Source organism: Ruegeria sp. H8 (assembly GCF_056532905.1).
Map to the genome: position 1 here is coordinate 16725 of NZ_JBQFNY010000011.1, position 24107 is coordinate 40831.

General features: G+C 58.5%; 26 protein-coding genes. 16 read left to right on the forward strand and 10 right to left on the reverse strand.

The features are described 5' to 3' along the window. The first annotated feature begins 25 nt into the window (after positions 1-25). Positions 26-625 carry a GntR family transcriptional regulator gene (locus tag ACR0A2_RS19265; RefSeq protein ID WP_171119956.1) on the forward strand — a complete coding sequence of 200 codons (600 nt, stop codon included), beginning with the start codon at positions 26-28 and terminating at the stop codon, positions 623-625. 108 nt (positions 626-733) lie between these two features. Then, positions 734-1561 carry a 2,3,4,5-tetrahydropyridine-2,6-dicarboxylate N-succinyltransferase gene (dapD, locus tag ACR0A2_RS19270; protein WP_171230556.1) on the forward strand — a complete coding sequence of 276 codons (828 nt, stop codon included), beginning with the start codon at positions 734-736 and terminating at the stop codon, positions 1559-1561. 139 nt (positions 1562-1700) lie between these two features. Here the strand turns inward: dapD and ACR0A2_RS19275 are convergent, their stop codons facing one another. Then, positions 1701-2420, reverse strand: a complete 720-nt coding sequence (locus ACR0A2_RS19275) for a hypothetical protein (RefSeq protein ID WP_480836708.1) — start codon at positions 2418-2420, stop codon at positions 1701-1703. Between the two features lie 109 nt (positions 2421-2529). Here ACR0A2_RS19275 and ACR0A2_RS19280 point away from each other — a divergent pair, with 109 nt between their 5' ends. Next, on the forward strand, positions 2530-2874 hold the full coding sequence (locus ACR0A2_RS19280; RefSeq protein ID WP_224858852.1) for a hypothetical protein: 345 nt from the start codon (positions 2530-2532) through the stop codon (positions 2872-2874). Here the strand turns inward: ACR0A2_RS19280 and ACR0A2_RS19285 are convergent. After that, a complete protein-coding gene (locus ACR0A2_RS19285) occupies positions 2871-3929 on the reverse strand; it encodes a transporter substrate-binding domain-containing protein (RefSeq protein WP_480836710.1) in 1059 nt (352 codons plus the stop codon). The genes ACR0A2_RS19280 and ACR0A2_RS19285 overlap by 4 nt on opposite strands. A 210-nt stretch (positions 3930-4139) precedes the next feature. On the opposite strand from ACR0A2_RS19285, the gene dapE reads away from it, so the two are divergent. Genes dapE through rnr form a run of 3 tightly spaced genes read left to right on the forward strand, consistent with a single transcriptional unit; the run spans position 4140 to position 8164 of the window. Further along, on the forward strand, positions 4140-5279 hold the full coding sequence (gene dapE, locus ACR0A2_RS19290) for a succinyl-diaminopimelate desuccinylase (protein WP_480836712.1): 1140 nt from the start codon (positions 4140-4142) through the stop codon (positions 5277-5279). A gap of 3 nt (positions 5280-5282) precedes the next feature. After that, positions 5283-5858 (forward strand): TIGR04282 family arsenosugar biosynthesis glycosyltransferase, encoded by a 576-nt coding sequence (locus ACR0A2_RS19295; protein ID WP_480836714.1) that lies wholly within the window; start codon positions 5283-5285, stop codon positions 5856-5858. 47 nt (positions 5859-5905) lie between these two features. After that, positions 5906-8164 carry a ribonuclease R gene (gene rnr, locus ACR0A2_RS19300; protein WP_480836716.1) on the forward strand — a complete coding sequence of 753 codons (2259 nt, stop codon included), beginning with the start codon at positions 5906-5908 and terminating at the stop codon, positions 8162-8164. Here rnr and ACR0A2_RS19305 read toward each other — a convergent pair. Both ACR0A2_RS19305 and ACR0A2_RS19310 read right to left on the reverse strand, forming a co-directional pair. Then, positions 8155-8541 carry a DUF1801 domain-containing protein gene (locus ACR0A2_RS19305; RefSeq protein WP_171364444.1) on the reverse strand — a complete coding sequence of 129 codons (387 nt, stop codon included), beginning with the start codon at positions 8539-8541 and terminating at the stop codon, positions 8155-8157. The genes rnr and ACR0A2_RS19305 overlap by 10 nt on opposite strands. Further along, positions 8538-9236: a glutathione S-transferase family protein gene (locus tag ACR0A2_RS19310; RefSeq protein ID WP_171172317.1), complete on the reverse strand. Its 699-nt coding sequence runs from the start codon at positions 9234-9236 to the stop codon at positions 8538-8540. Before ACR0A2_RS19310 ends, ACR0A2_RS19305 begins: the two co-directional genes overlap by 4 nt. 85 nt (positions 9237-9321) lie before the next feature. Between ACR0A2_RS19310 and ACR0A2_RS19315 the strand changes: the two genes are divergently transcribed. Both ACR0A2_RS19315 and ACR0A2_RS19320 read left to right on the forward strand, forming a co-directional pair. Beyond that, complete coding sequence (locus tag ACR0A2_RS19315) at positions 9322-10035, forward strand: helix-turn-helix transcriptional regulator (RefSeq protein ID WP_480836718.1); 714 nt, start codon at positions 9322-9324, stop codon at positions 10033-10035. A 62-nt stretch (positions 10036-10097) separates the two neighbouring features. Then, positions 10098-11414: a lytic murein transglycosylase gene (locus ACR0A2_RS19320; protein WP_480836720.1), complete on the forward strand. Its 1317-nt coding sequence runs from the start codon at positions 10098-10100 to the stop codon at positions 11412-11414. Between the two features lie 54 nt (positions 11415-11468). On the opposite strand, the gene ACR0A2_RS19325 is transcribed toward ACR0A2_RS19320, so the two are convergent. Then, positions 11469-12866 carry an aspartate aminotransferase family protein gene (locus tag ACR0A2_RS19325; protein WP_152459305.1) on the reverse strand — a complete coding sequence of 466 codons (1398 nt, stop codon included), beginning with the start codon at positions 12864-12866 and terminating at the stop codon, positions 11469-11471. Positions 12867-12943: 77 nt separating this feature from the next. Continuing rightward, on the reverse strand, positions 12944-13627 hold the full coding sequence (locus ACR0A2_RS19330) for a GntR family transcriptional regulator (RefSeq protein WP_171331767.1): 684 nt from the start codon (positions 13625-13627) through the stop codon (positions 12944-12946). A 140-nt stretch (positions 13628-13767) separates the two neighbouring features. Here ACR0A2_RS19330 and ACR0A2_RS19335 point away from each other — a divergent pair, with 140 nt between their 5' ends. From ACR0A2_RS19335 to ACR0A2_RS19355, 5 genes are all read left to right on the forward strand, one after another. Further along, positions 13768-14853, forward strand: a complete 1086-nt coding sequence (locus tag ACR0A2_RS19335; protein ID WP_171230568.1) for a polyamine ABC transporter substrate-binding protein — start codon at positions 13768-13770, stop codon at positions 14851-14853. Between the two features lie 75 nt (positions 14854-14928). Then, positions 14929-16056 (forward strand): ABC transporter ATP-binding protein, encoded by a 1128-nt coding sequence (locus ACR0A2_RS19340; protein WP_480836723.1) that lies wholly within the window; start codon positions 14929-14931, stop codon positions 16054-16056. Further along, a complete protein-coding gene (locus ACR0A2_RS19345) occupies positions 16056-16946 on the forward strand; it encodes an ABC transporter permease subunit (RefSeq protein WP_152459301.1) in 891 nt (296 codons plus the stop codon). The genes ACR0A2_RS19340 and ACR0A2_RS19345 overlap by 1 nt, the downstream gene beginning before the upstream one ends. After that, complete coding sequence (locus tag ACR0A2_RS19350) at positions 16943-17761, forward strand: ABC transporter permease (RefSeq protein WP_152459300.1); 819 nt, start codon at positions 16943-16945, stop codon at positions 17759-17761. Before ACR0A2_RS19345 ends, ACR0A2_RS19350 begins: the two co-directional genes overlap by 4 nt. Further along, complete coding sequence (locus tag ACR0A2_RS19355; RefSeq protein WP_480836725.1) at positions 17758-19059, forward strand: NAD(P)/FAD-dependent oxidoreductase; 1302 nt, start codon at positions 17758-17760, stop codon at positions 19057-19059. Before ACR0A2_RS19350 ends, ACR0A2_RS19355 begins: the two co-directional genes overlap by 4 nt. Before the next feature lie 9 nt (positions 19060-19068). Here the strand turns inward: ACR0A2_RS19355 and ACR0A2_RS19360 are convergent, their stop codons facing one another. Genes ACR0A2_RS19360 through ACR0A2_RS19370 form a run of 3 tightly spaced genes read right to left on the reverse strand, consistent with a single transcriptional unit; the run spans position 19069 to position 21878 of the window. Then, on the reverse strand, positions 19069-19935 hold the full coding sequence (locus tag ACR0A2_RS19360) for a phosphotransferase (protein WP_480836727.1): 867 nt from the start codon (positions 19933-19935) through the stop codon (positions 19069-19071). A 53-nt stretch (positions 19936-19988) separates the two neighbouring features. Further along, a complete protein-coding gene (locus ACR0A2_RS19365; RefSeq protein WP_480836729.1) occupies positions 19989-20651 on the reverse strand; it encodes a flagellar hook capping FlgD N-terminal domain-containing protein in 663 nt (220 codons plus the stop codon). 3 nt (positions 20652-20654) lie between these two features. Continuing rightward, positions 20655-21878, reverse strand: coding sequence for a flagellar hook-length control protein FliK (locus ACR0A2_RS19370; protein ID WP_480836731.1), 1224 nt, complete (start codon positions 21876-21878; stop codon positions 20655-20657). A gap of 110 nt (positions 21879-21988) precedes the next feature. Between ACR0A2_RS19370 and ACR0A2_RS19375 the strand changes: the two genes are divergently transcribed. Next, complete coding sequence (locus ACR0A2_RS19375; protein WP_171642114.1) at positions 21989-22264, forward strand: rod-binding protein; 276 nt, start codon at positions 21989-21991, stop codon at positions 22262-22264. Beyond that, positions 22254-22613: a flagellar biosynthesis protein FlgN gene (locus ACR0A2_RS19380; RefSeq protein ID WP_171642115.1), complete on the forward strand. Its 360-nt coding sequence runs from the start codon at positions 22254-22256 to the stop codon at positions 22611-22613. Before ACR0A2_RS19375 ends, ACR0A2_RS19380 begins: the two co-directional genes overlap by 11 nt. A 91-nt stretch (positions 22614-22704) precedes the next feature. On the opposite strand, the gene ACR0A2_RS19385 is transcribed toward ACR0A2_RS19380, so the two are convergent. Then, entirely contained in the window at positions 22705-22833 is a 129-nt protein-coding gene (locus ACR0A2_RS19385) for a hypothetical protein (RefSeq protein ID WP_256367488.1), read from the reverse strand. Between ACR0A2_RS19385 and ACR0A2_RS19390 the strand changes: the two genes are divergently transcribed. Next, the gene (locus tag ACR0A2_RS19390; protein ID WP_171119936.1) at positions 22823-24034 is read left to right on the forward strand and encodes a flagellin; all 1212 of its coding nucleotides are present in this window, start codon (positions 22823-22825) and stop codon (positions 24032-24034) included. The two genes, ACR0A2_RS19385 and ACR0A2_RS19390, sit on opposite strands and share 11 nt — an antisense overlap. Positions 24035-24107: the final 73 nt, after the last annotated feature.

A 24107-nucleotide genomic window follows, 5' to 3' on the forward strand; every position in this document is an offset into this window, starting at 1 on the left:
CTGTCGCAGATTTTATCTATAATTTATGACCGCTACGATCTCGGACACGATTTACCAGAACCTCAGCCAGCAAATCATCACCGGAGAGCTGAGCGCCGGGGAAAAGCTGCGGCAGGATCATATTGCCCGCACCTTTGACACCAGCCATGTTCCGGTGCGTGAAGCCCTGTTGCGGCTTGAGGCGCATGGATTGGCCCGGCACGAGCCACGCCGGGGCATGCGGGTCACGGCGCTGGACCCGGCAGAGGTGCGAGAGGTCATCGAAATGCGCGTGGCGTTGGAAACACTGGCGTTGCAGCAATCGGTTCAGAACATGTCTCCGGTCGCATTGGACAAGATCGATCGCGCACGCATCGCCTGTGACGAGGCGCAGACGATGCCCCAATGGGAAGCGTTGAACAGAGCATTCCATCGCGCCATCCTGACACCTTGCGGGCTGCCCCGTCTGTTGCACACCATCGACGATCTGCATATCGCAAGCGCACGCCACTTGTTTGCGCACTGGCGGTCGAAATGGGTGCAACAAACTGACAAGGATCACGCCGCACTTGTTCAGGCGCTCAGGCGGAAGGACCTGAGCACGGCAAAAGGTATTCTGACCCGACATATACGCCGCGCCAGCTGATTGCGGGCCTTTCAGACGCAAAACGGCCCGTGTTCGTCGCATTGCGCCATTGGCCCGGCTTGCGTATAGGCCAAACCAACATGAACAGATTCTGTAGGGAGACGCCCCATGTCCAACGCGCAACTGGAAGCCGCCATCGAAGCCGCCTGGGAGGCACGCGACACGATCACACCCGCCACGGCAGGTGAACAACGCGAAGCGATCGAAGACACGCTGGACGCGCTGGACAGTGGGTCGCTGCGTGTTGCCGAAAAGCTGGAAAACGGCGACTGGCACGTGAACCAGTGGGCCAAAAAGGCGGTTCTGCTGGGCTTTCGCATCAAGGACATGGAAATTCAGACTGGCGGTCCGCAGGACGGCGGTTGGTGGGACAAGGTGGACAGCAAGTTCGCAGGTTGGGGTGAAGATCAATGGCGCTCGGCTGGATTCCGTGCGGTTCCCAACTGCGTTGTGCGCAAGTCGGCCTATATCGCGCCGGGCGTGGTGCTGATGCCATCCTTCGTCAACCTTGGTGCCTATGTGGATGAAGGCACCATGGTCGACACCTGGGCGACCGTCGGCTCATGCGCGCAGATCGGCAAAAACGTCCACCTGTCGGGCGGCGTAGGTATCGGCGGCGTGCTGGAACCGATGCAGGCCGGCCCGACCATCATCGAGGACAACTGCTTTATCGGCGCGCGCTCCGAGGTGGTCGAGGGCTGCATCGTCCGCGAAGGCTCGGTTCTGGGTATGGGCGTTTTCATCGGCAAATCTACCAAGATCGTGGATCGGGAAACCGGCGAAGTGACATATGGCGAAGTCCCGCCCTATTCCGTGGTCGTTGCGGGTTCGATGCCGTCAAAGAACAACATCAGCCTGTATTGCGCGGTGATCGTGAAGCGGGTGGATGAAAAGACCCGGTCGAAAACCGGCATCAACGAATTGCTGCGGGACTGATCGCCCCGGTTGTACAGAAAGGCCGGAGCTGAACCGCTCCGGCCTTTCCAGTTTTTGGGGTGTTACGCGTATGTGACCGAACCTTGGTCAGAGCCGGTCCTGAGATTGTGTCCAGGCTCGGACGAACGCTCTGTGTGGATCAGCGATTTTCACCCTGCATAGCGTCAACTTCTGAGCTTCCTGCGTTGGTTTCCGTGCCTTCGCTTTCGTTGTCGCCGCCGCCTTCGCTTTCGTTGTCGCCGCCGCCTTCGTTTTCTCCACCACTCTCGTTATCGCCGCCGCCTTCGTTATCGCCGCCGCTTTCGTTATCGCCGCCGCCTTCGTTGTCGCCGCCGCCTTCGTTATCGCCGCCGCTTTCGTTATCGCCGCCGCTTTCGTTGTCGCCGCCGCCTTCGTTATCGCCGCCGCTTTCGTTGTCGCCGCCGCCTTCGTTGTCGCCGCCGCTTTCGTTATCGCCGCCGCCTTCGTTGTCGCCACCGCTCTCGCTATCGCTACCGCCTTCGCTTTCACCGCCGCCGTCTTGGGCGTAAGCTGCACTTGGCGTCACAAAAGACAGCACGGTGACAGCAGGTACTCCGGAAAGCACAATCACACTTGCAGTTGTCATCATTAACTTGGACAGAACACTCATTTTAATTCTCCTGTAAAAAATGACTTTCGCAGTGGCACCAGCGTAGAGATGGCTTGTCTTCATCGTTGTGAAAGGCGGAAAACGCGGCAAGTTCAGCAGAAAATGGCTAGAATCGCGATTCGAATGTGGCAAAAATGTGCCCGATTCAACTTGAGGAATGGAGAAGAAGCGCTGCTCAATTTTTGGGCGAAAACGGGAAAAGGGCTTCGCTGAGTCGCATTCCTGCAAGTCCTCAGGGCCTATGGGCGGGGCGAGTGGCTGCGGAAGATCCCATGCTCAAAGCCAGGATCGATGGAAGCAGTTGACCCTTCAAAACACCGCGCGTAATGCAGGGCCCATGGAAAAGCGAAACAAGCCCTCACGTCAGCAAGTCTATACCCTTCTGGTCCAGATCGGCCGGAAGGATGGCGACGGGTTGCCGGACGGTGCGACCGGGGCGGCACTGATCTGTTATGCCAGCGGCGTTGACGAAGCCGAGGCCGTGCGCGAGACGGTGGCTATTCTGAAACAGGCCGACACCGCGCCTTTGGATGTCACCGGCTATGGGACCCTGGCCGAGCGTGAGGCGCAGGGACATGACATCGAACCTGACGAACGTGCCCTGATGCAGCGCGCGCTGGATGAAAACGCCGTGATCGTCGCGCAGATGACACCGTTCTTCGGAGACGAGGCGCAGGCCTAGTTCCGCATACCGAACCACTTGCGATAGATTTCGTCATAGGTTCCGTCTTCGCGCAATGACAGCAGGGCCTGGTTGACATCCTCGACCAGAGGCGACCCGGTCGGGAAAGCGATGCCATAGTTCTCGCGCAGGAAGACGCCGCCTGTCATCGACGCCGTTCGCCGGCCTTCATGGGCCGCATAGTAGGACAGGATTGGCGCGTCGAATACGACGGCATCCAGTTGTTTGGACTGGAACGCATCCAGCATCTGCTCCAGCCCGGGATAGCCGGTGAATTCAATATCACGCCGGTTCAGAAAACTTGCCGTGGTCGAGTCTGTGATTGTCCCGACACTTTTGCCATAAAGGTCATTCACCGAATTCACGCTGCCTGTGATCGCATCCACGGTCATGACCGAGGTGATGCGGGCCGTGAAAACGGACACGATGAACAGTGACGAAACAACCAGAACGACACCCAGAAGCCGGCCGAACGGCGTGCGCGGCATCCTCTCTTCGAACCCGCCGTTCACGACAAGGTTTAGCGCCCACCAGAACGAGGGAAACCAAGCCTCATTCAGCTTGCGATCGAAATAGGGTTGAGCACTACGTTCAAAGCTCCACATCAGCATGCCGCCGCCCAACAGAATAGCGAAGGCCAGGCCGATGGCGATAAAAAGCTCTTTTGAGAGCAGCGCATGCAGCAGCGAAGGCTGGCGCGCGGCTTCCGATGGCACCATGATCTGTAGGCCCGCCTCAAAGATCGGCTGGCTGAAGTCCATTTGCGTTTCCCGCAGCGCGGTTATCGAGATATTGGCGACCGCAAGATCGGCGGACCCGTTCTGAACGGCCTCCAGCATATCTGAGAATGAATCGACCCGATTGATGGAATAGTCCCAGTTCAGCGCCTCTGCCAGCGCGGCGAGAAGATCCATTGAAAAGCCGGTTTCCGCACCGTCTTCGACATAAGAAAACGGGGGGCGGGTCACCGTCGTGACCGTGAGGGACTGTGCCATGCTCTGCTGCGCTAGGACGGCGAAAGTCAGGCAGATCAGTGCGTAGAATGCGCGCTTCATTTTCATTCACCTGTTTCGCGGCCCTGTAACGCGATTGTGCAGCGGGCGGCAAGATGGTCGCCGGGTAAACCGCCATGATTTGTTAGGGTGTCGCTTTGATATCTGCACATTTGGTCGCAACGATATTTTTGCGAATTGGGGTTGGAAAACCGGCCAATTCGTTGAATCTGTGCGCGAACCCGCGAAAGATACAGTTCCAGAGGCCATTGCATGACCGACCCCGTCCAATTGACAGCCGATCTGATCCGTTGCCCATCGGTCACACCAGCCGAGGGCGGCGCGCTGGTTCTGCTGGGATCGAAGCTGGCGGATGCGGGGTTTGAATGTACGCGTGTCGACCGTGGTGGCGTCAGCAACCTGTTCGCACGATGGGGCCAAAAAGGCCATCCGCGCAGTTTCGGGTTCAACGGCCATACTGATGTTGTGCCAGTCGGCGATGAGGCCGCGTGGACGATGCCGCCTTTCGGGGCCGAAATACGCGATGGTGTGATGTATGGGCGTGGGGCAACGGATATGAAATCCGGTGTTGCGGCATTTGCGGCTGCGGCGATTGATTTCGTGCGCGACACCCCACCGGACGGAGCCATCATCCTGACCATAACCGGCGACGAGGAAGGCGACGCGCTGGATGGCACGACCGCCTTGCTGGATTACATGGACGGCGCAGATGAACATATGTCAGTCTGCCTGGTGGGTGAGCCCACCTGCCCGAACAAGATGGGTGAAATGATGAAGATCGGCCGTCGCGGGTCGATGACCGCATGGTTTACGATCACCGGTGTTCAAGGGCATTCGGCTTATCCGCATCGTGCCAAAAACCCTTTGCCAGCCATGGCGCGGCTGATGGATCGGCTGGCTGGGCACGAACTGGATCAGGGCACGGACCACTTCGACGCGTCGACATTGGCAGTGGTGACAATCGACACCGGGAATGCGGCCACCAACGTAATCCCGGCGCAGTGCAAGGGAACGGTGAATATTCGTTTCAATGATCTGCATTCCGGGGCCAGCCTGAGCGACTGGCTGAAGTCGGAAGCAGATCAGGTGGCCGCTCGGTTCGGCGTTGAAATAGATGTCGCAATCAAGATTTCAGGCGAAAGCTTTCTGACCCCGCCGGGGCCCTTGTCGGATCTGGTGGCCAAGGCGGTAGAGGCGGAAACAGGCGCAACGCCCGAGCTTTCGACGACCGGTGGTACGTCGGATGCGCGTTTCATCAAGAACCATTGCCCGGTTGTAGAGTTCGGTCTGGTCGGTCGCACGATGCATCAGATCGACGAATGCGTCGAGGTGGCCCAGATCCGGCAGCTCAAATCGATTTATACCCGAATCCTGACCGACTATTTCGCCTGATCCATGCAGCGCACATTGGTGATCATGGTGAAGGAACCTCAACCGGGCTACGTCAAAACGCGGCTTGGACGAGAAATCGGCATGGTCGCGGCGGCGTGGTGGTTTCGGCACCAGACCCGGTCCTTGATCCGGCGGCTGCGTGATCCCCGTTGGCGAATCGTTTTGGCCGTCTCACCCGATCAGCAGGGTCTGAACAGTCGGGTTTGGCCCGCTGACCTGCCGCGCGCCGCGCAGGGGCGTGGGGACCTGGGGGATCGCATGGGGCGGATGCTGCGCGGGATGCCCAAGGGGCCGGTTTGCCTGATCGGTGCGGATATTCCGGGCATTTCGCGCCGCCATATTGCCCGTGCCTTCGACGCATTGGGGCGTTCTCAAATGGTGTTTGGGCCAGCCCCGGATGGTGGCTATTGGCTGGTCGGCGCGCAACGATATGCAGCCTTGCCGGCAAGTCTGTTCCAAAACGTGCGCTGGTCGACGGAACACGCATTGGCTGACACGCTGGCCTCGATTTCTGGCGGTCGGGTGTCATTGCTTGATCAGCTGCGCGATGTGGATACGGTTGCCGATCTTGAACCCTGAGGCTTTTTGGTCATGACGCGGTCGCAAACGCGTGCTAGGCCGGACGTATGACTCGCATCCCTACCAAGCAGGAGGTCCTGGACTGGATCTCGGCGAACCCCACCCTGACCTCAAAACGCGATATCGCCAAAGCCTTTGGCATCAAGGGCGCGGATCGGATTGATCTGAAACGTATCCTCAAAGAGCTTGAGGCCGAAGGCCATCTTGAGAAGCGCAAGCGCAGTTACCGCGACCCGGATCGCCTGCCACCGGTCAGCGTGTTACAGGTAAAGGCGCCGAATGCCGATGGCGACCTGTTCGCGCGGCCACTGGAATGGCATGGCGAGGGGGTCGAGCCCATCGTTCTGATCATTGCTCGTGCCAGCGACCCGGCGTTGGGCGAAGGTGATCGCATTCTGGCTCGTCTGACCGTGGTGCATGAGGAAGACCACAATTACGAAGCCCGCCTGATCCGCCGTATCGGGACGAACCCTCGGAAAATCGTGGGTATCTTCCGCAAAGGGGCTGAAGGCGGGCGGATCGTGCCGATCGACAAGGCCGGATCGACCGAATGGCTGGTGGCCGAAGGCGCTGCGCTGGGCGCCAGGGATGGCGAACTGGTCGAGGCTGAACAAGCCGGGCCGAAAAACCGCATGGGGCTGGCACGCGCGCGTATCGTAGAACGGCTGGGCGACCCGACTGCGCCCAAGGCCGTTTCGTTGATCGCGATCCATCAGCACGGCATCCCGGATGATTTCCCCGACAAGGTGATTGCCGAGGCCGACAAGGCCAAACCTGTTGGCCTGAAAGGCCGCGAGGATCTGCGGGATATGCCTTTGCTGACGATAGATCCCTCGGACGCGCGCGATCATGACGACGCCTGTTATGCCCATGCAGACGATGATCCCAAGAACCCCGGAGGGCACGTCATCTGGGTCGCCATTGCTGATGTCGCCGCCTATGTGCGGCCCGGCACCGCGCTGGACCGCGAGGCGCGCAAGCGCGGCAATTCCAGCTATTTCCCCGACCGCGTCGTGCCGATGCTGCCCGACCGTCTGTCGGGTGATCTGTGTTCGCTGCATGAAGGAGTGCCGCGCGCCTGTATCGCGGTGCGGATGCAGATCGACGCAAACGGCAACAAGATCGACCACCGGTTCGTGCGCGGGCTGATGCGCTCGGCCGCGTCCCTGAACTATGCCGAGGTGCAAGAGGCCATCGACGGCACCCCCAATGACCGGACTGGCCCGCTGCTGGAGTCGGTTCTAAAACCGCTTTATGCTGCATATGCCGCGCTGAAAAAGGCCCGTGCTGATCGCCAGCCGCTGGAGTTGGACCTGCCGGAACGCAAGATCGTGCTGAACGACAAGGGCGAGGTCGAAAGCGTGGCCTTCCGCGAGCGGCTGGACGCGCACCGGCTGATCGAGGAATTCATGATCCTGGCCAACGTGGCCGCCGCCGAGACGCTGATCGCCAAGCGCAGCCCGCTGCTGTTCCGGGTGCACGAAGAACCCGCGCCCGAAAAACTGGAAAGCCTGCGCGAGACGGCGCAGGCCGCCGGGCTGAATCTGGCCAAGGGGCAGGTGCTCCAGACCCGTCACCTGAATGCGCTGCTGAATGCCGCCGCCGGCACCGAGGATGCCGAGCTGATCAATCTCAGCACCTTGCGGTCGATGGCGCAGGCCTATTACAGCCCGGAAAACTTCGGCCATTTCGGGCTGGCGCTGCGCAACTACGCACATTTCACCTCGCCCATCCGGCGCTATGCCGACCTGGTCGTGCACCGGGCGCTGATCTCGGCCCATGGCTGGGGCAAGGACGGGCTGACCGAGGACGAAATTGCCCGGCTCGAAGAAACGGCCACGCATATTTCAGATACCGAACGCCGCTCGATGATGGCCGAGCGCGATACGACCGACCGCTATCTGGCGGCTTATCTCAGCGAACGTGTGGGCAACGAATTCACCGGTCGGATCAGTGGCATTGCCCGGTTCGGGGCCTTCGTGAAAATGGAAGAAACGGGCGCGGATGGCCTGGTGCCGGTGCGGTCTTTGGGGCGCGAATTCTTCCATTTTGATCGAGAGGCCGGAACGCTGATGGGCTCGGATTCCGGGCTGATCATCGCCATCGGCCGGCGGGTCACGGTGAGACTGACCGAGGCGACACCTGTGACCGGCGGGTTGGAGCTGGAGCTGCTGTCCATCGACGATCAGGCGCTGCCGCGCGGGCGCGGGCCCGCCAAGCGGTCGACGCGACGCAAGGCCGCCAGCACCAAACGCAAGAAGGACAAGATCAAGCGCAAGGTCGAACGCAAGCGCCGTCAAAGGTGATAGGTCAGCGCCCGGGCAATCAGCCAGCCATGGCGGGTTTCATCGATCTGGCTCGGGTCATCGAACAGAATGGCCCGGTTTCCGTCAATCCGGTCCTCGCCCGGAAAGGCCGTGGTGAAATCACCGATCAATCGGCTTTGGCAGTGCACGAACAGTGCGAAATCCGCGGATTTGTGAGCCCCCAGCCGGATCGTTGATCCTTTGGGGGCAAGATAGGCGGGCTGGCCCCAGCGCAGCTCTTCTCGCAATGGATTGGCGGCGGGCAGAGACTCTGCTGTGTTCAGTATCAGATCGCGAAGCGCCAGGGCCCCCGCGCGTGCTTGCGGGGGCATGGCTTCAAAGGCCGAGGCGACCGAGGGGTCATCAAAAGGTTTCATGCAATCGGTATCGCCTGTTCCATCCGGTCTACGTAACTGTTCAACAGATTATCCTGTTTGATCCTGCGGGTCAGTGGGGTATCGGCAGGTGTTGCGCGCATGGCGGCGAGCATCGGGCCGACGCTCATGTCTGCTGAAGTCGGTTGATCCGCCAGCAGGAAGCGGGATTGCCACAGATGGGCCGAGATTGCCTCGAGATCGCGTTCGACCCGGTCCATGCGCTCGGGCAACGAGAACCGGCCGATCCCTTGTGACGTGATCCCTTTCAGAACGGATTTTCGGATCGCATTGGACGCCGGCTTTCGGATCAGAGCCGGAATTCCAGTGAAAAAGGTTTCGCGAAGGATCGGCCAGACCTCGTCATTTCCCCAGCGGTCCAGAACGATGTGGAAATACAGATGCTCTTCGGCCATGCGTACCAGCGCGCGGGATTGCGCTTTTTCCACATCCGAAAGCCCCTGATCGAACTCCGCCCCCTTCTGTTCCAGCCAATCGCGGATCAGATCGCTGTCCGGAATCAACCGCTCTGGCGTGCGCAGCACTGGCAGTTTTTGATGCGGCATCCTGCGCGGGTCAAGCATGTCCGAACGCTGCCAGACCTGACCGGAGTGCTGAAGCATCAAGGCTGTCTTGACGCAGAACGGACTGGCGCTGAACAGTCCGAAGGCGGAAGGATAGGTGAGAAGGGTCAGCATCGCGTGGCTCCGTGTTTTTGACGTGCCGGATGAGTAAACCGGCCTGATGACAGTTTTTGTCATTAGGGATAGGTTAGGGTTCATCATGTCCCGCACCGCCCGATTGTTCCAATTGATGCAAGCCCTGCGTTCTGGCCCATCGCCCAGAACGTCTGAACAACTGGCGCAGGATCTGGGTGTTTCTGCCAGAACGATACACAGGGATATTGACGCGCTGCGTGGTCTGGGGGCCGTTATCGACGGTGAGGCAGGGTTTGGGTTCACCCTGATCGAAGATGCCACATTGCCGCCATTGGGTTTCACCGATGACGAGCTTGAGGCCTTGGTTCTTGGCCTGCGCGAAGTTCAGGTGATTGGTGACCCGGCCTTGTCAGATGCAGCCAGCGCCGCCCTGCGGAAATTGCAGGGGCGATTGCCACAGCGACAGTCCCATCGGCTGAGCCACGCGGTTCTGGCGGCAACGCGGTTCAATCGCCCGCCCGCGCCGACAATCGACGTGGCCATTTTGAGGCAGGCGACGTGGGACGAACGCGCGGTCGAGTTCTCGTATACGGACGCAAAAGGCGATGCCACACAAAGACGGGTCAACCCACTGAGCATCGTTTATATGGACCGATCAAACGTGTTGCTCGGCTGGTGCCACCTGAGACAGTATTTTCGCGTTTTCCGGTTGGATCGCATTCAGGACATGTCCGTGACAGATCAAAGCTTTAGACCGAGCCGGGTGCCCATGCTGCGCGAAGTTTTGGCGCAAATCCGCGCAGCGCGCGACGCGCAAGAATGCGATGAGGACTCCTGAGACTTTGTGATTCGCCGATTTTGCGCTACCCTGAGGTCGAGCAGTAATCAGGAAAAATCGGAATGCAAAAATGCGTAGGCGGCGTCATGACCGTCGCATTGTGGGCATCCATGGTGCAGGCGGACATATCAGAAAAAACGACTTGGCCAGACAGTGCAGTGTCCGGCAAAACGATACAGCTGGTCTCGGCGGATGTGGCGGTTTCGATCCGTCCGGTCCCGCGCCCGGCGGTTGAGGCTTTGCGGGTGTCCGCGGCCGTGACCGCACGGTTTCAGGCCTGGCTCGGCGCGTTTCAGGAGCGCGCCAAGCAGCAGGGTATATCGGAAAGAACATTGAACAGAGTGTTCTCGGACATGATCTTTGACGAGGACATCCTGAAAAAAGACCGCAATCAGGCTGAATTTTCGAAACCGATCTGGGAGTATCTGGATTCCGCCGTCTCGGACATGCGCGTTTCCAATGGTCGTGCCGCGATGCAACGATATCGGCAGGTGTTGCAGCAAATCGAGGCGGAATATGGCGTTGAAAAGGAAGTGGTCACGGCAATCTGGGGGCTGGAAACATCATTCGGCTCTTATCGTGGCAGCAACCGGACGCTGAGTTCCTTGGCGACACTGGCCTTTGATGCACGGCGGGCGCAGTTCTTTGAAACGCAGTTGATCGCCGCCCTGAGGATCGTGCAGGCAGGCGATGTCAGCGCCAAAAACATGCTGGGCAGTTGGGCAGGCGCGATGGGGCACACGCAGTTCATGCCAACCTCGTATCTGGATCACGCGGTTGATTTCGATGGCGATGGTCGGCGTGACATCTGGTCGGATGATCCGACGGATGCGCTGGCCTCGGCCGCGTCCTATCTGGCGCGGCACGGATGGAAAAAGGGGCAACCCTGGGGCGTCGAGGTGCGCTTGCCCGAAGGGTTCGACTATGCCACCGCCAAACGGGACTACACCCTGCTGCCGTCAGATTGGGCGGCGCGTGGCGTGGTGGGGCGTGACGGCAAACCTGTCCCGGATCACGGGCAAGCCGCAATCCTTTTGCCCGCCGGGGGGCAGGGTGTGGCGCTGATGATTTTCGACAATTTCAGCGTGATCGAGGCCTATAACGGGGCCGATGCTTACGTGATCGGTATCGGGCACCTGTCCGACCGGCTTGCGGGTGGTGCACCGTTTCAGTCCGACTGGCCCCGAGATGAACGGGCGCTGAGCTTCACCGAGAAGAAAGAGCTGCAAACCCGCCTGACTGATGCGGGGTTCGATACAAAGGGTATCGATGGGCGTACAGGGCCGAACACCATCAATGCGGTTCGCGCCTACCAACTGGCACAGGGTTTGGTGCCGGACGGCTATCCAACTGCAACACTTTTGGAGCGGCTGCGGTGAACGATAAGAGGCGACCCAGACGGGCCGCCCCTTTGTAGAATCCGTTTTCTGATCTCAGGATGCGGCTTTCATCAGCCCCTGAGCGATGATTTCCGCCTGTGCTTCGTCCAGAGATTTGTAAATCCGCACGAACATCTCGTCGATATCCGCCGGGGTCAGGATCAGCGGCGGCGAGATGATCATGCGGTCGCCCACATGGCGCATGATCAGGTTGTTGGCAAAGCAACGGTCACGGCAGATATAGCCGACCGTGCCGGGCTCGGACGCGAACTTGGCGCGGCTGGCTTTGTCAGGTGTCAGAGCGATGGAGGCCATCATTCCGACGATCTTCGCCTCACCCACCAGCGGGTGATCGGCCAGCGCCTCCCATTTCTGTTTCAGATAGGGGGCGGCAACGTCGCGCACATGCTCGACGATCTTCTCTTCTTCCAAAATGCGCAGGTTCTCAAGCGCCACGGCAGCGGCGACGGGGTGGCCGGAATAGGTGTAACCGTGGTTGAATTCCGTCCCGCCGATCACTTCGGCGATCTCGTCATTCACGATGGACCCGCCGATCGGCGCATAGCCCGAGCTGAGCCCCTTGGCGATGGTCATGATATGCGGTTTGATGCCCACGGTTTGCGACCCGAACCAATTGCCGGTTCGACCGAACCCACAGATCACCTCGTCCGCAATCAACAGGATATCGTATTTGTCGCAGATGCGCTGAATTTCCGGCCAGTAGGTATCAGGCGCCACGATCACGCCGCCTGCACCCTGAACCGGCTCGGCGATGAAGGCCGCGACACGGTCCTCGCCCAGCTCCTGTATGGCCTCTTCCAACTCGCGCGCGCGGGCCAGGCCAAATTCCTCGGGCGACATGTCGCCGCCTTCGGCCCACCAGTTGGGTTGGTTGATATGGTGAATGTTCGGGATCGGAATGCCGCCCTGCGCATGCATACCTGCCATGCCGCCCAGCGAAGCCGACCCGACGGAAGACCCGTGATACGCGTTTTTCCTGCTGATGATGATATTTTTGTCCGGCTGCCCCTTCTCGGCCCAGTATGTGCGCACGAGGCGGATATTGGTGTCGTTTGCCTCGGACCCGCCAGCTGCGAAAAAGACATGGTTCAGATCACCTGGTGCCAGTTCGGCGATTTTGGCCGCCAGTGCGATTGCCGGCACATGGGTCGTCTTGAAGAAGGTGTTGTAGTAGGGCAGTTCGCGCATCTGACGCGCCGCGACGTCGGCCAGCTCATCGCGGCCATAACCGATGTTGACGCACCAAAGACCTGCCATTGCGTCCAGAATTTCCTCACCTTCGCTGTCGGTCAGGTAAACCCCGCTGGCGCGTGTAATCACGCGGGCCCCTTCCTGCCCCAGCGCACCATTGGCCGAGAAAGGATGGATGTGATGCGCCGCATCCAGCGCCTGCAATTCGGCGGTCGGCATATGGTTGGTTATGGTGGACATCGGAGAATCTCCTACAAGAACGCGGTTGCGGATCACAATATGATCAAATTCATCGCTGTCAATCGAATCAGGCTGAGTTAAGCGGAAGTCAGAGCGTCCGACATCAATTCCATACCTTGCTCAATGTCCTGAGCCGTTGCCTTTGCCGCTTTTTCGGCGTCGCCTTCACGCAAGGCGGAAATGATATCCTTGTGCCGATCCGGCAGGCTTTGAGTCCCGAATCGACCACACACGACACGCAGCGAAGGGCCGAACCGCAACCAAAGCCTTTCGGCGAGATCACTGAGAATCGGTGCGTTTGCATGAGAGTACAGCGTTTCGTGGAACGCCTGGTTCAGACGCAGATATCCGCCCACATCCCCGTCGGCGATCATACGGTCCAAATGGGTATCCAACCGCTCAAGATGATCGATGTCCTCGGCCTGCAAATTCGACGTCGCGCGCCTTGAAAGCTCTGATTCTATTGAGGTTCTGGCAAAGATCATTTCCTGGATATCGCCCGGGGACAGCAGCGGCACGCTTACACGCCGATTGCCCTGGAACACCAATGCCCCGTCCGAGATCAACCGGCGGATGGCTTCGCGCACCGGTGTCATGCCAACACCCAGCGAATCAGTCAGGCCCTGGATCGTGACAGGCTGGCCCGGAACCAATTCGCCGAACAGGATCTGTGATCTGAGCGTTTGATAAACCTGCTCATGCGCGGGCTGTTTCCCTTTGTCGATTGTCGACGCAGATGCCTTATTTTTGATCAAATCCAATTGGTTCTTCCCATTTCGACTAACCCTGACTTGTCAGGTGACAGACCTCGTGAAACCATACGCTGGATCGAGGAAAAACGCAAAACTTGATCAAATCCAAAAAAACGGGAAAATAGCCGTACACTTGCAGGGAGAAGAATATGACAATCAAAACGCTGACCATGACAGCGGTCATCGCATTGGGGACTTCGGCGGCATTCGCCGAAGAGGTGCGTGTTTACAACTGGTCCGACTATATCGACGAAGAATTGCTGAGCAAATTCGAGGAAGAAACCGGTCTGACCCTGATTTACGATGTGTTCGACAGCAATGAGGTTCTGGAAACCAAGATGCTGGCCGGTGGTTCGGGATACGATGTGGTGGTGCCTACGGCCGACTTTATGCAAAGGCAGATTCAGGCGGGTGTTTACCAAAAATTGGACAAATCCCAATTGCCCAATTTGAAAAACATGTGGGACGTTATCGAAGAAAGGACATCCAGATACGATCCCGGGAACGAGTATTCGATTAACTATATGTGGGGAACCACGGGGCTCGGCATCAATGTCAACAAAGTGAAAGAGGTGTTGGGTGAAGACGCTCCGCTAAACAGCATGGACTTGGTCCTAAAGCCCGAGAACATGGAAAAACTAGCTTCTTGTGGAGTGCATTTTTTAGATGCTCCCACAGAGATTATTCCAATGGTCCTACAGTATTTGGGAGAAGATCCCGATAGTTCCGATCCAGAAGTTATTGCTAAGGCGGAAGCACCTTTGTTGTCTGTACGTCCTTACATTCAGAAATTTCACAGCTCGGAATATGTTAATGCTTTGGCAAATGGCGAAATCTGTGTTGCCGTCGGTTGGTCGGGCGATGTTCTACAATCTCGGGATCGTGCTATCGAGGCGGACAACGGTGTGGAGATAGCCTACAACGCTTTCGCAGAAGGCTCTCTCATGTGGTCTGACCAGATGGCAATTCCTGCCGACGCGCCGAATCCGGAAGGTGCGCATAAGTTTCTGAACTTCATAATGGATGCGCAAAATATGGCGGCAGCCTCGAACTACGTTTACTACGCCAACGGCAACAAAGCGTCTCAGGAGTTCCTTGTTGAAGATGTAATCGGTGATCCAGCCATTTACCCAACAGAGGAAACAATGAACAACCTCTACACTAAATCGCCCTACCCCGCGAAAACACAGCGGGTCGTGACGCGCCTGTGGACCAAGGTCAAATCGGGCACCTGATCCGGTCAAAAGCGCGGGGCGGTCTGGCGATCGCCCCGCCGCACCATTGTCCAAACTGACCATGCGGGGGCTGCTTTGAGTTCTGACGTTTTTGCGCCGTGGAATGACCCACAGGCGAAACCCTTGATCCAGTTCCAGAACGTGACCAAGCGCTTTGGCGAGTTCACGGCGATCGACAACCTGTCTCTGGATATCTTCGAACGTGAGTTTTTTGCCCTGCTAGGCCCTTCAGGGTGCGGCAAAACAACGATGATGCGGATGCTGGCCGGGTTCGAGACCCCGACCGAAGGCCATATCCTGCTGGGCGGGCAGGATATCGACCCCATCCCGCCGAACAAGCGGGCCGTGAACATGATGTTCCAGTCCTATGCCCTGTTCCCGCATCTGAGTGTCTGGGAAAACATCGCTTTCGGTCTGCGCCGAGACAACGTGCCCAAGCACGATCTGGAAGATCGGGTCGAAGAGATGCTGCGCCTGACCCGGCTAGAACAGTTCGCCCGTCGCAAACCGCATCAGATCTCGGGCGGTCAGAGGCAGCGCGTCGCACTGGCGCGCTCGTTGGCCAAAGCGCCCAAGCTTCTGCTGCTAGATGAACCGCTGGGGGCGTTGGACAAGAAGCTGCGTCAGGATACCCAGTTCGAATTGATGGATATCCAGGAAAAGACCGGCACCACTTTTGTCATCGTCACCCATGATCAGGAAGAGGCGATGACAGTCGCCACCCGCGTCGCGGTGATGGATCAGGGCCAGTTAAAGCAAGTGGCCACCCCGGATCGGATTTATGAAAACCCTGAATCTGTTTATGTCGCTGACTTCATCGGAGATGTGAACATCATCGAAGGCCGCGCGACACCATCCGGAGAGGACGCCTATCAGATCGATTGGGCCGAAGGTCAGGCCCCGTTCACGGCATCTTCGCCTGCCGGTTTCTCAGACGGTCAGCCCTGCCATCTGGCGATCCGCCCCGAGAAAGTGACGATCTCTGCCGAACGGCCCGTCGATGCGGTCAACGCCGTGCAGGGCAAGGTTCACGACATTGCCTATCTGGGCAATCTGTCCACCTATCACGTTGAATTGGCGAACGGCACAATCATCAAAGCGCAGACGGCCAACACCCGCCGCATCTCGCGCCGCTCTTTCACCTGGGAAGACCCGGTCTGGCTGTCCTGGACAGCCACGGCTGCGGTTCTGCTGGCCAACTGATGCGCCGCGCCGTTCTGATCGCCATTCCTTACGTCTGGCTGTTGGCCCTGTTTCTGGTGCCGTTCTTCATCGTTCTGAAGATTTCGCTGTCGGATACCGCGCTTGCCATCCCGCCTTATACTCCGACTTTGGACCTGTCTGCCGGTTGGGCGGGAATCAAAGAGTTCTTCAGCCAGCTTGATCTGGAGAATTATGTCTGGCTGACCGAGGACGATCTGTATTGGAAAGCCTACCTGTCCAGCGTCAAGATCGCTTTGATTTCGACATTCCTGACACTGCTGGTGGGCTATCCCATTGCCTACGGCATGGCCCGCGCGCCTCAGGAATGGCGACCGACACTGATGATGCTGGTCATCCTGCCCTTCTGGACTTCGTTCCTGATCCGGGTTTACGCTTGGATGGGCATTCTGTCGAACGAAGGGTATCTCAACCAGATCTTACTGTGGACCGGCATCATCTCGACGCCGCTGACGATCCTGAACACGTCAACTGCCGTCTATATCGGCATCGTCTACACCTACCTGCCTTTCATGATCCTGCCGATCTATTCTGCGTTGGAACGGTTGGACGGATCATTGATCGAAGCGGCCGAGGATCTGGGGTGTTCGCGTTTGCAGGCCTTCTGGCTGGTGACCATCCCGCTGTCCAAACCCGGTATCATTGCAGGGTGTTTCCTAGTGATGATCCCCGTGATCGGTGAATTCGTGATCCCATCCCTTCTGGGTGGTTCCGGTACGCTGATGATCGGCAAGGTTCTGTGGGAAGAGTTCTTTTCGAACCGTGACTGGCCGGTGGCAAGTGCGGTGGCCATCGTGCTGCTGCTGATCCTCGTCATTCCCATCGTGCTGTTCCAGCGCAACCAGCAGAAACAGGCGGAGGCCGAGGGATGAACAGATTGAGCTGGTTCAACACGGTTTCGCTGACGCTGGGTTTTGCGTTTCTGTACATCCCGATGATCATCCTGATCGTCTTCAGCTTCAACGAAAGCAAGCTGGTCACGGTCTGGGCCGGGTTTTCGACGAAATGGTACGGAGAGCTGCTTCGGAACGAAGCGTTCCTTGATGCCGCCTGGGTCACGATCCGGGTCGCGGTCTTTTCGTCGACCCTGGCGACTATTCTTGGAACAGCCGCCGCTTATGTGCTGGTCCGCAGCGGGCGTTTCTTTGGCCGGACACTGTTTTCCGGCATGATCTATGCACCGTTGGTCATGCCCGAAGTGATCACCGGCCTGTCGCTGCTTTTGCTATTTATCGGCATCGGCCTGGATCGGGGTATTCTGACCATCGTTCTGGCGCATACGACCTTTTCGATGTGTTTCGTTTCCGTTGTCGTATCCTCTCGCCTCATCACCTTTGACCGGTCGCTGGAAGAGGCTGCGCTGGACCTTGGGTGTTCGCCCGCGCAAGCCTTCCGTCTTGTCACCCTGCCGATCATTGCGCCTGCGGTAATCTCGGGCTGGTTGCTGGCCTTCACCTTGTCACTTGATGATCTGGTGATTGCATCCTTCACTTCGGGGCCGTCGGCAACGACATTGCCGATCAAGATATTCTCGGCCGTGCGCCTTGGCGTCAGCCCGGAAATCAACGCGTTGTCGACGATCATGATCGCTGTGGTGACGGTCGGGGTAATCACGGCCTCGCTTGTGACCAAACGCGCGATGGTACGGCAGCAGCAGGATGAAATGGCCGCAGCGCGCACCGAATGAAGCGGATTTTTCCAGACTACGCCTATGGCAGCGACCCTCGCGACGGCTGTTGGTGGGACGAAACTGTTGCCAGCCCGGATTGGCCAGAGTTCCAGGGTGACATGCATGTGGATGTGGCCATCATTGGCGGCGGATTTACAGGCGTTTCGGCTGCTCTGCATTTGGCTGAAAAAGCTTCGGTTGCGGTGTTCGAAGCCGGCGCACCGGGGTGGGGAGCCTCGGGCCGAAATGGCGGGTTTTGCTGTCTTGGCGGCTCAAAACTTGGCCACGCATCCATGCAGCGCCGATTTGGCTGCGATGCCGCTTTGGACTATGCGGCAGCGGAACAGGAAGCGGTCCGACTGGTCGCCGATCTGTTGGCACAACATCAGATCGATGCGGATACCCACTCCAGCGGGGAAACCCAGCTGGCGCATTCCAGGCGGGCGATGGACATGCTACGCCGCAATGCCGACGAGGCGGGAACCCTGCACGAAACCAGAGACCTGCCCGGGAAGGGCATGGGTGGCGCGTTTTATGGCGGATACACTTCGCCGGTTGGTTTCGGGTTGAATCCCCGCAAATACCTGTTTGGGATTGCCAGAGCCGCCGAAGCAATGGGCGCGCATCTGTTTCAGAATTCCGCGGTTCTGAGCGTTGAAAAAACGGCGTCCGGCTTTGTGTTGCAAACGCAGAGCGGGACAGTCAAAGCGCAGGCGGTGTTGGTGTGCACCAACGGTTATTCCAGCGAGGATATCCCGGCCTGGATGTCCGGACGATACATGCCTGCTCAGTCGACCGTCATGGTAACGCGACCCCTTGGTAGAACCGAGCAGATGGCACAGGGGTGGACATCGGATCAGATGTGCTATGATACGCGCAATCTGTTGCACTATTTCCGCCTGATGCCGGACGGGCGCTTTCTGTTTGGTATGAGGGGCGGCCTGCGGTCATCGGCCGAGGCTGAAGCAGCCATTCGGCGAAAGGTTCAGCAGGATTTCAAACATATGTTTCGTGCTTGGTCGACGGTCGAGGTCACTCATATCTGGTCCGGTTTGGTGTGCCTGTCGCGGGCCCTGACACCTTTTGTCGGCCCCGTTCCGGATCAGCAGGGGATGTTTGCCGGTTTTGCATATCACGGCAATGGCGTCGCCATGGGCACGTATTGCGGTCGAGCATTGGCGCGGTTGGTTCTGGGGCAGGACGCCAGGCTGCCGGTCGTGATGACGCAAACACCGGGTCGGTTTCCTTTGGGTCGCTGGCGCCGTGTGCTCATGCCGCCAGCCTACGCCATGCTGGCGCTGGCCGACCTGCGATGAGGCGGGGCGTTACAGAATTGCGGTTTCCAAGTTCAACCCTGTCGCGTAATCGGGCGCACCATTTTCAGCCCGCCAGAGGCAATACGTCGCCATGCGCCAAGCATACCATGGCCTGAGCTGTTCATAGCGCGCGACGATTTCGGGCCTGCCGTAGGCCGAAAGAAACTGGTCTTCCTCTTTCTTCGACAGCGGTGAGCCTCGGTAAAGCTGCTGCATTGCAGGCGACAAAAACAGCGCAAGGTCTTCGCAGGGATCGCCCAGGGCCGGGCATTGCCAGTCGATCAAGGTCAGACCACCGGTCGCCACCAGGATATTGCCTGCCACGGGGTCGCCATGGATCAGGCACGTCCGTTCCGTGGGTGCGACCGGATTCGTAGGTTGCAAATCAGCGAGTTTGTCGCGCCCGTTTGACGTACAGCCTTGCAGAATTCTTTTTCCATGAGCGCGCAAGTCTGCGCTGCCATTGCATCCGGCTGGCGCCTGGACGGCAATGGGCAGGGTATGAAGCTTGCGCAGCAAGGCGCCGACCTGGGCTGAATCCTGCCGCCAGGGGGTTCCGGGGGCGTGGTCGTAAAACACCCAACGGGCTTCCTTGTATTGCCCTGTGGCCCGCAGCCTAGGCACGAAACCCGTGGTGCCAAGCGCCTTCAGGCATTGGGCCTCCAACTCTGCATCATTGCGAAACAAAGGATTGCGCAATGCCGTGCTGTAAAGTTTCAGGACTTTGTCACTGTCGCGGCCCTTGACCTTCCACACCCTGTTGGTGCGCCCGCCATACAAGGTCTCGAACCGAGGATGCGCGTTGACCAATCCTTGCGCGTGAAGATGGTCAACCAGATCACGAGGGGGGGCAGGCAGGTCGGGCAGAGGTTCCATCACTTCTTATGGCGAGTCGATTTGCCAAGGTTTGGCCCGTCCCGCCCGACAGATCAAGCACCAGTTCGGACTGCGGTGACCTGAGTTGCGGGAATCACTTGACCGCCCTGCAAGGTCAGCAAAACAGCATCGTCGCCAACCTGTGCTTCGACAACGCGATTGTAGGCGGCGACAGGTTTTTCAGAGAGCAACTTGTCGCCTTTGTAGCTTTCCAGGGTTGCGCTGTAGTTGCCTGATGCCAATGGATTGCCTGAGGAACCCACTCCGGCCCAAACAAACTCCTCGGTTGTCGTGGGTACGATGACGTTATCGATTACCGTGCCATCACTGTCGCGGATCACCAATTCCGTCGCGTCCGCATCAGGGTCGGCCTGGGCAAACAATATCACGGGCTGGCCGTCAAAGTGAAAAGCTGACGTCGAACGGACGTCCATGCCCACCCAGCTTGCAAGCTCGTTCAGTTTCGTGCCGCCCAATGCGTTGGCCAGGTTGGACAAGAGGTCATTGGTCTGGACTTGTTGCTCGACCATCGAGAACTGCGCCAACTGAGACGCATATTCGGTCGAATCCATCGGCTCCAACGGATCCTGATTCTTTGCCTGCGCCGTTAGCATCAGCAAGAATGTCTCAAAGTCCGACGTAATCGCGGATTTCTGAGATGCCCCGGCCTTTTGTTGATCCGTAACGTGCTGCGTGGTGTTGACAGGCGTAATCATTGGTCAAAACCTCATGTCGATGCCCCGGCCCGAGGCCGAATACTGTGGATGGGAAGTTGTGTGATCGATCCGTTCGTGCGGCGCAGCTTCTGAATGTGAAGGGGATTGTGTGTCAGCGTCGTTTGCGTCCTTTTGATGTGCGCCAGAACCCCAAGAGGTTCCCAGATCAAAGCTCAGATCCCCATAACCCAGCTTCTGAAACTCTTCTGTCAGAACGGACAAATGACGCCGCATTAAATCGAGGGTTTCCGGGCGCTCGGTCGCAATGGTGATTTGCAGGCCGTCCTCCCGGCCGTTCAGAACAATGGATACACGTCCAAGCTCTTCCGGGTTCAGCGCTATTTCCGTTGCTCCTGATCCGATACGAGTCTGGACAGCTGCCGACAGCTGACCAGCGATCGCCCGGGCGATTTCCGCTCGGGCGGCAGTGGACGGAGCCGCGAGTTGAGGCACGGACTCACGCGAGGTCAGCGGCAAAGGTTCCTCTCTGGCGGCAGGCAGGGCCTCAGCATCGACTACGGGTGCCACGGGTTCGGCTTCAACGGCAGTTGCCATCAGCTGAAGCTGCGCCACCGAGGGCGCCCGGTCAGGCGCTGACGGTTTGGGCGTCAGAATGTTCACTTCGGGCAAAAGCTTCTTTTCAGGGCCCAGCGGGAGGGGGACGGCCCCCGTTTGTTCGACCGTGCCTTTGGGCTTTGCAAGCTGATCAAACATCTGAACGATTTCGGTCATGGCTGTCATTTGCACAAGTTGGGGCGTCGGACCCTGCGCCTTCTGCGAGAGCGCCGGAACCGGGGAAGGCGTGTCGCTTTGTGTGGGCAAACCTTTTGGTACCGATACCGGTGGTTGATCCGGTGTTTCAGAGGGTGCTTGATTTACCTCCGCCATCTGAACCGGCGCCACCTTTACCTTGTCCAAGTCCGGGGTTTCCAGGAATGCAGAATGGGGTTGCTGTTCGCCTATGTGTTCTGAAATCGGGGTGGGATGGGCCGTTGCAGATGCCTCGGCCGATGTCTCCGGCACAGGTTCGGGCTCTGCTTCGACACTTTTCAGCTTGGCATTGATGGCAGCGTTTTCGCCTTCTGGGTGGCCGGTGGCACCAACCTCTTGCCCGAGGACGTCCTGAAAGCTCTCCGAGCCAGTGTTTTGGCCCGGAGCCTTACGCGATGTGACGGCTTTCTCAGGCGTGGTCGGCGTTGCGTTCGCCAGCGTTATGGGGTTGGGCATTTTGCTCCGGCTCCGTGTGACTGGTCGGAACACTGCCTGTAGGAAGTTACGTTTATTTTAACCGCTTTCACCTTTGATCGAGAAAGTTCGAAGCAAATTCGGAGAATGCCATGAAGGTTTCCACCTTTCCTCACGTATCTCAATCACAGTCACCCCAGACCCGGCTGAAAAACGCCGCCATAGAGCTTGAGGCCGCGTTTCTGGCCGAAATGCTGAAATCCGCCGGGTTGGGAAAGACCCGTCAGTCCTTTGGCGGTGGCGCCGGTGAGGATCAGTTTTCTTCGATGCTTGTTCAACATCAGGCGCAGCAACTGGCCCGGTCCGGTGGCGTGGGCCTTTCCGAAATTCTGTTCAAGTCACTGATGGAGAAAACCGATGACGTCTAAGGCCGACAAAGCGTTGATCAAGTCTTTGGAAGAAATCCTGGATTTGGAACGTGCCGCGCTTGTGCAGGGGGATCTGGACCGTTTGTCCAGCATGGTGCCTGAAAAAGAAAAGCTGATCGGGGCAATCAATGATCTTCAGGTGCTGGAAAGTGAGGCACTGATTCGCGTTCAACAGAAAGCCGAGCGCAATCAGGCGCTGCTGAACAGCGCGGCTGAAGGCATCCGGGCGGTCGCCGGCCGAATGGCTGAATTGCGGCGCGTTCGGCAGGAATTCAGCACCTATGGTGCAGACGGACAGCGAAGTGAATTCGCGGTGCGCAGCACGGCAAAGCTGGAAAAGCGGGCATAGGCAGAAGTTTGATTCAAATCCGAAATTTCTGGGCCGGGCGCTTTAGCACTCCGTTAGGGGATCGAGCTCAAAAGTGGTGTTGCACCTGAGATCAACAGGTGGCGCGAACGGCCACGCGGCGCGTCGCACAGGTCAGAAAGACACCAATGCCCGCAAATAGTGCGGGGTGAACATGGGCAAAATGGCCCGAACGGAAAAGGATGAAAGCTATGTCCAGCATTCTGACAAACAATGGCGCGATGGTTGCGCTGCAAACTCTCAAGTCGGTCAACAAAAACCTGGCGATGACCCAGAACGCAATCTCGACCGGCAAGGACGTCGCGACGGCCAAGGACAACTCGGCAGTTTGGGCGATTTCCAAAGTGATGGAGTCGGACGTCAAAGGTTTCAACGCCATCAAGGACAGTCTTGCGCTTGGCGAATCGACCGTTGCCGTAGCACGGAACGCCGCGGAAACCGTCACTGATCTGCTGACCCAGATGAAAGGCAAGATCGTCGCGGCGCAGGAAGACAACGTTGACCGCGGCAAAATCAATGATGATGTGACTGCACTGAAAGATCAGATCGCGTCCGTTGTCAGTGCGGCGCAGTTCAATGGTCTGAACTTGGTTGACGGCTCTGCCGGTTCCGCTTCGATCCTTGCATCGCTGGATCGTGACAACACAGGTGCTGTGACCTCGTCGTCCATCACCGTTGCAGGGCAGAACCTGTCGACCGGTGGTTATGTCACCAAGCAGGTTTTTGACGGTTCGACCGGCGCATCGACAGGCAACGATCGCGTCGGCGCAACCATCGATAACGGCGCAACCGCCGCAACCGCGCTGGTCACCGACGAATCCAGCGGTGTTTTTGCCGCCGGGGACAAGGTCGTCGTCGCCATCAACGATCAGGTCGTATCCTATACCGTGTCTGCGGAAGACGCTGCCGCGACAACAACCGGTGATCTGGTTGCCGTTGGGTTGAAATCGAAGATTGAAGAGCTTGGGATTACCGGTCTGACCGTCGATTATGACTCGGGTACAGCCGGAACCTTGTCTGTCACCAACGGTACGGGCTCGGACATTTCGTTTTCGGCTCAATTCGTGAACGCCGGTGCAGGTGGTCTGGGCGCGCTGGCCGGCATTGATGTTTCGACCGGTGCGGGTGCGACCGCTGCCCTGGCCGCCGTTGAGTCGCTGATCGATACTTCGATCGACGCGTCGGCTGCTTTCGGTTCCTCTCAAAGCCGGATCGAAACTCAGAAAGAGTTCATCTCGAACCTGTCCGACTCGTTCAAGTCAGGCATCGGGTCGCTGGTCGACGCGGACATGGAAGAGACTTCGGCACGGTTGCAGGCGCTTCAGGTTCAGCAACAGTTGGCGACACAGTCGCTTTCGATCGCCAATCAGGCACCGCAGTCGATTCTGTCGCTGTTCCGCTAATTCGCGAAATCGGTTGGGGCGCGGTCTTCGCGCCCCATCAATGACTGCCTGATGACGGCCCTTTGGAAGGATT